The 6,022-nt window shown below is 68.1% G+C and carries 8 protein-coding genes; 4 read left to right on the forward strand and 4 right to left on the reverse strand.

From position 1 onward, the window contains the following. Positions 1-78: 78 nt before the first annotated feature. The 4 genes from ACYQ2W_RS24945 to ACYQ2W_RS24960 all read right to left on the reverse strand — a co-directional run bounded on the left by ACYQ2W_RS24945 (position 79) and on the right by ACYQ2W_RS24960 (position 1,954). Positions 79-411, reverse strand: coding sequence for a chaperone modulator CbpM (locus tag ACYQ2W_RS24945; protein ID WP_459873519.1), 333 nt, complete (start codon positions 409-411; stop codon positions 79-81). After that, positions 404-1,393: a DnaJ C-terminal domain-containing protein gene (locus ACYQ2W_RS24950; protein WP_459873521.1), complete on the reverse strand. Its 990-nt coding sequence runs from the start codon at positions 1,391-1,393 to the stop codon at positions 404-406. The genes ACYQ2W_RS24945 and ACYQ2W_RS24950 overlap by 8 nt, the downstream gene beginning before the upstream one ends. Positions 1,394-1,425: 32 nt before the next feature. Continuing rightward, positions 1,426-1,737 (reverse strand): DUF1840 domain-containing protein, encoded by a 312-nt coding sequence (locus tag ACYQ2W_RS24955; protein ID WP_459873523.1) that lies wholly within the window; start codon positions 1,735-1,737, stop codon positions 1,426-1,428. A gap of 67 nt (positions 1,738-1,804) precedes the next feature. Then, on the reverse strand, positions 1,805-1,954 hold the full coding sequence (locus tag ACYQ2W_RS24960; RefSeq protein ID WP_459873525.1) for a DUF3096 domain-containing protein: 150 nt from the start codon (positions 1,952-1,954) through the stop codon (positions 1,805-1,807). Between the two features lie 151 nt (positions 1,955-2,105). On the opposite strand from ACYQ2W_RS24960, the gene ACYQ2W_RS24965 reads away from it, so the two are divergent. The 4 genes from ACYQ2W_RS24965 to ACYQ2W_RS24980 all read left to right on the forward strand — a co-directional run bounded on the left by ACYQ2W_RS24965 (position 2,106) and on the right by ACYQ2W_RS24980 (position 5,971). Continuing rightward, complete coding sequence (locus ACYQ2W_RS24965; protein ID WP_459873527.1) at positions 2,106-4,784, forward strand: cation-translocating P-type ATPase; 2,679 nt, start codon at positions 2,106-2,108, stop codon at positions 4,782-4,784. 309 nt (positions 4,785-5,093) lie between these two features. After that, entirely contained in the window at positions 5,094-5,351 is a 258-nt protein-coding gene (locus ACYQ2W_RS24970) for an SUMF1/EgtB/PvdO family nonheme iron enzyme (protein ID WP_459873529.1), read from the forward strand. Positions 5,352-5,411: 60 nt separating this feature from the next. Then, positions 5,412-5,561, forward strand: coding sequence for a hypothetical protein (locus tag ACYQ2W_RS24975; RefSeq protein WP_459873531.1), 150 nt, complete (start codon positions 5,412-5,414; stop codon positions 5,559-5,561). 26 nt (positions 5,562-5,587) lie between these two features. After that, positions 5,588-5,971, forward strand: coding sequence for a hypothetical protein (locus tag ACYQ2W_RS24980; protein WP_459873534.1), 384 nt, complete (start codon positions 5,588-5,590; stop codon positions 5,969-5,971). Positions 5,972-6,022: the final 51 nt, after the last annotated feature.

Raw genomic sequence — 6,022 nt, forward strand, 5'->3', positions numbered from 1 at the left:
GGCTTTGCCGGGGGATCCGATGCGAGGTTGGATCGTGTGATGCGGTCGCGGAACTTGTACTTCCCTACGGCGCCGGTATCACATATCACCCGGCGCTCCACCGCGCAGCGCCCGCACGCGGGCGTCGAGCTCCTCGATGCGTTCGAGCAGATCGAGTGCCAGCGCGGCGCCGGCGAGGTTGACCCCGAGGTCGCGCTGCAGATGCAGCGTGATCCGCGTGCGCCGCAGGCTGCCGGCGGAAAAGCACCAGTGGCGGCCGCGCCGGCCGACCGGTTCGAGGATCCCGTGCTCCACCAGGGACTCGATGTGCTCGGCTTCGACCGCGAAGCAGCGGCATAGCTCGGCCAACGTGAAGGTCTTCTGTTCGTCGATCAGTTCGACCACCACCACCGACGAGTCGTTGTCATCCATGGGATTTGAACCCTCCCGACGCCGCCCGCGGATTGAACCCGAGTTGCGTCTCCATCTGCCGATACAACTGCTTGGCGGCGTCGCTGTCGGCCGGCGGCAGGGTCACCAGCAGGACCACATAGAGATCGCCGGCCGGTGCGGCGGCCTGCTTGCCGGACGCTCTTCCGACCAGGCCCCGCCCCTTGAGGCGCAGCTTTCGCCCCTGCTGCGAGTCGGCCGGAATCCTGAGATCGACGAACCCGGACGGGGTCGGCACCTGGACGTTCGCGCCGAGCGCCGCCTCCCAGGGCGCCACCGGCAGGTCGAGGTAGATGTCCGCGCCGATGAGGCGATAAAAAGGATGGTCGCGGAACCCCACCTCCAGGTAGAGATCGCCCGGCTCCGCGCCGCCGAAGCCCCGACCTCCCTGGCCGGCGAGGCGGATCTGTTGGCCGGGCCGGATCCCCTTGGGGATGCGGATCCTCAGGGTGCGCTCGCGGGCGCCGAGGCGACCCGCATCGGTGAGTTCCGGAACACGCAGCGAGATCGAGCGGGTTGCGCCGGTGAAGCTGTCCTCGAGATCGATCAGTACCTTGGCGTGCTGGTCTTCGCCCCCCATGCGCAAGCTCTGCCGCCCCGCCGCGCGGGCGGAGCGCGCATAGTCGCGGCCGAACAGCTCCTCGAAGAAACGGCTGTGCAGGCCGGGGTCCGCGGCGGTATAGCCACCGCCGCGGAACGCGAACCCGGCGTCCCAGTCCGGCGGCGGATGGAACTCCTGTCCGGCTTGCCATTCGCTGCCGAGCTTGTCGTAGGCGGCGCGCTTCTCCGGGTCCTTGAGCACCTCGTAGGCCTCGCCGGCCTCCTTGAAATGCGCCTCGGCATCGGGCTCCTTGCTGACGTCCGGGTGATACTTCCTGGCCAGCTTGCGGTGGGCGCGCTTGATCTCCTCCTGGGTGGCATCGCGCGCCACGCCCATGATCCGGTAATAGTCTTTGTATTCCATCACGGTTCACCGCATCGCTCACCGCCGGCGGATCATTGGCGATCCCACATCACGTTGCATTGCGCCTGCGCCGCGGCCTCCAGCAGCTCCCGCAACGGCAGGGAGCGGAGCGTGAGACTGACGCTTTCGTCGTCTTCCGCGCCATGGGCGGGGGCGTGCGATTCGCTCCGCTCGGCGTCCGCCTCGACGGCGGCGGTCAGCCGCTCCAGTGCGGCCGGGACGTCGGCCGCGAGGAGTGCGCTCGGCACGGTGCCGCTGTGTCCCATCAGTTTGAGCAGGCGGATCGCGACGTTACCGAACATCGTGATGTCCGCATACGCCGCGCAGGAAAAGGTGATCAACATGATTGTCTCCCCCAGTGGGCCATGCGGAAAGTATTGCTGAGAGTTGCAATACTTTCCGCATGGCCCACTAGGTCAGGTGCACGTCGCCGACCAGCCCGAGCACTCCGAAGACGATCAGATAGGCCGCGACGATGTAGCTCAGCAGTCGGGGCATGGCCAGAATGAGGACGCCGGCGATCAACGCCACCAGCGGTCCCAGACTCCAAGTGATATGCATGGCGGTATCCTGTGGAATGGTTAATCCATCCCGGAACGTACACCCTTGGCGGAGTGCATTCCGTGCGCTAGCGCACACTGCGGGCCACGCCATGCGCCGCCGGCGGAGCGGACTACGCTTGGGCTATCGCACCCGACCCGAGGCCCGCGCAATGACCGCCGAATATCCCGACAGGCGCGCCCTGTTCGACGCGCTCGGCTGTGCCGACGGCGGACTGAGCGGCGGCGAGGCGCGCGCACGCCTGCTCCGCTACGGCCCCAACCGGATCACCTTCCACCGCCGCCGCTCGCCGCTGCGCATGCTCGCCGCGGAGTTCGTCGCGCTCTTCCCGCTGCTGCTGCTGGCCGCCTCCGCCCTCTCCTTCATCGCCCACGCCCTCAGCCCCGGCGAGGGCTATGAGCTGATCGCCGCCGCCCTGCTGCTGGTGGTGGTGCTCAACGCCTCGGTCTCGTTCATCCAGAACTACAAGGTCGAGAAGCTGATGGTCTCCTTTCTCGACTACATCCCCAAGGAGGTGGTGGTGCTGCGCGACGGGGAGAAGGTGCTGCTCGACGCCAACGAGGTGGTGCCGGGGGACCTGCTGTTCATCCAGGAGGGAGACAAGATCCCCGCCGACGGGGTGCTGGTGAGCGCCGAAAACCTGCTGATCGACGAGTCGATCCTCACCGGCGAATCGGAGCCGCTGGCCAAGGTCGCGCTGGCCGATGAGATCGTCGCGGCGTGCCGGGTCAGCTCCGGGGCCACCGTGCTCGGCGGCCACGCCGCCGTGCTGGTTACCGGCACCGGCCGCGCCACCACCCTCGGCGCCATCTCGCGGCTCTCCCGCGGGGTGGTGCAGGACCTGACGCCGATGCAGCGGGAGCTGAAGGCGTTCGTGCAGAAGATCACCTGGCTGGCGCTGGGCATCGGCGGCCTGTTCTTCCTCGTCGGTTTCTTCATCGGCAACCCCTTCTGGACCAACCTGATCTTCGCCATCGGCATCATCGTCGCCAACGTCCCCGAGGGGCTGCTGCCGACGGTGACCCTGGCGCTGACCCAATCCTCCGTGCGCATGGGCAGGCGCAACGCTCTGGTCAAGCAGATCCTCTCGGTGGAGACCCTCGGCGGCACCACCGTCATCTGCACCGACAAGACCGGCACGCTGACCCGCAACCGCCTCCAGGTGGAGCGGCTGTTCGTCGACTTCGAAGATCTCCCCGCCGGCGAGCGACGGAGGTTCTCCCGCGACGCCGCCGTCCGGCCGCTGCTGGAGGCGATGGCGCTGTGCAACGACGTCATGGTGCTGGAGCACGAGAAGGGGCGGGAGCGCTTCAAGGGCGATCCCACCGAGACCGCCATGGTGGAGTTCGTCGACCGCCACACCCGGCTGGAGTCGCTGCGCGCCGCCTTCCGGCCGCTGGCGACCCGCGCCTTCGACGCCCAGGCGAAATACATGTGGAACCGATTCCGCGGCCGCGACGGCGGCAGCTACCTGGCGGTCAAGGGCGCCCCGGAGGTGATGCTCGAGCGCTGCGACCGGGTTCACCGCCGGGGGGGAGAGGTGGCGCTCGACCCCGAGCGGCGCGCGCAACTCGCGGAGCAGGCGCGGCAGTATGCCGGGCAGGGCCTGCGCGTGCTCTCGCTCGCCTGTCGCCGGGACGGCGGGGAGGTCGAGGCGCAGGCCGAGGGGCTGGTCTTCCTCGGCCACGTGGCGCTGGTCGATCCGCCGCGCCCGGAGGTCCCCGCCGCCGTCGCCGCCTGCAAGAGCGCCGGCATCCGCATCGTCGTGATCAGCGGCGACAAGGGCGAGACCGTCTCCTACATCGCCCGCCAACTCGGCATCGTCACCACCCCCAAGGTGATTGAGGGCGAGCAGCTCTCCAACATGGACCTGGAGGAGCTGATCGAGGTGCTGCGCGGTGGCGAGGTGGTGTTCGCCCGCATCGCCCCGGAACAGAAGCTCGACATCGTCAACGCGCTGAAGGAGATGGGCGAGGTGGTGGCGGTCACCGGTGACGGCGTCAACGACGCCCCGGCGCTGAAGCGCGCGGACATCGGCATCGCCATGGGCCGGCGCGGCACCGACGTCGCCAAGGAGGCCTCCGACATCATCCTGCTCGACGACAACTTCGCCACCATCGTCCATGCGGTCGAGGAGGGGCGCGCGGTCTACGACAACATCAAGAAGTTCATCACCTACGTGCTGACCAGCAACATCCCCGAGATCCTCCCCTTCATCGCCTACGTCCTGCTGCCGATCCCGCTGCCGATCACGGTGATCCAGATCCTCGCCATCGACCTGATCACCGACATCCTGCCGGCGATCGGCCTGGGCAACCTGCCCCCCGAGGCCGACATCATGCGCCGCCCGCCGCGGCGCCGCGGTGAGCGGCTGGTCGGCGCGAAGACCTTCCTGCGCAGCTACGGCATCATCGGCCCGGCCGAGGCCGCGCTCTCCTTCGCCGTGTTCTTCCTGGTGCTCGGTCATGGCGGCTGGTCGTGGGGCGCGCCGCTGGCCCTCGACGCGCCGCTTCACCAGCAGGCCTCCGCGGCCTTCCTCGCCGCCATCATCTTCTCCCAGATCGGCAACGTGATGGCCTGCCGGACCAACCGCCAGAGCGCCGTGCCGTTGCTGCTCGCCCCGAACCGCTGGATCGTCGCGGGCATCGCCGTCGAGGTGTTGTTCATCGTGCTGGTGGTCTATGTGCCGCCGTTGCGCCACCTGTTCAACGCCCAGCCGTTCCCGGTGCCGGTCTGGTTCCCGATCCTGCTGGCGCCGCTGGTCATCTTCGCCATCGAAGAGGGAAGGAAATATTGGGTGCGCCGCGGTGCCGCCCCGCTGTCGGGGTGAGGCGGCCGTTGCGGCCGCTCCGCCCGTTCACCCTCTGTCCGCCAACGCACAGACGCCCTTCGCCGACGGGAATACGCTTACCATCACGCGTATCCCGGCACCACGCCGTATGAAGACGGTGGTCGCGCCGTTTCCGCGATGCGCCGGGACTCCGGTCGGCGGGGCGTCTCCAGTCTTCCGGAAGCGCCGGTCGATACGGTCATCGACAAGCCTCTTCACAACCCGACTCTCTTCAGCGTGGAGTGATGATTCAACCGTTCTGACGGTAATCCACGCCGCTTGGGAACGGGGAGGTCAAAACAGAACATCATGCCCACTACCGATCGTCCGGGACTGAACATCATTCGCGAGGAGTGTGCGCTGGCCTTGGGCGAACTGGTCGCCGCCCACGGTCCGGCCTTGCTGAGCGATCCACGCCGGATCAAGGGATTGCTGGTCGACGATTGCAGCCAGCGGGTGCTGTGCGGCGGATCCTGGCGCGAAAGCCCGCGTGCCGCTCCCCGGCGCAAAAGCGCCACCGACTTCCGCAGCGACGATCTCGGATTCCGTCTCGCCCGGGACCTCTGACTTCACTCTCCAGCATCACCGCGGAGAATTGGCCTGCTCAAGGCGCACGACCACGAAGAGTTGCTGCACTACATCAAATGGGCGAGCACCGCGGCCACCCCGGGCTCCTCACAGGGCAAGAGCCGCCTGCCGGAGGAGGACCGGTACCGGAACGTGGTGCTGGCGCTCGCCCCGCTTCCGGCGGCGACCTCCAACGCAGAGGTGTTCTGAGCGATGGCTGAATCGACGGACCTTTTTTGGCGGAGCGACCGGTCTTCGTCTTCGATCCGCACCGGGACGACAACCGCCTACCCTCCGACCCGGACTACGCCACGGCGAGGCGCCGCTGGGCGCTGTGTCCCCCGTCCCTTCAGGAACTCTTCACGCGGGCCTTCACCGTGGGTCTGCGCCAACCCGGCCGACGGGTCACCGAGGGCGAATGGCAGGCGCTGTTCCGGGTCCTGGAAGACGGGGCCATCGACTGCCCCCATTGCCGGGCGGAAAACCTGGCCGAGGCGCGGGCGCGCGAGCTCTCCTGCTGGCACTGCCGCAAGACCGTCCCGTTGCCGTTGCGCCTCGGCCTGCGACTCCGGTTGGGGACGATGTCGGCGACGATCGGCTCCACGCGGAAAACCATGTAACTCTCAGCGCCCCGCCAATGCGCCAAGGCAAGGCGCGTTCCGCCGGGAATG

The sequence above is a fragment of the Endothiovibrio diazotrophicus genome (assembly GCF_054657215.1).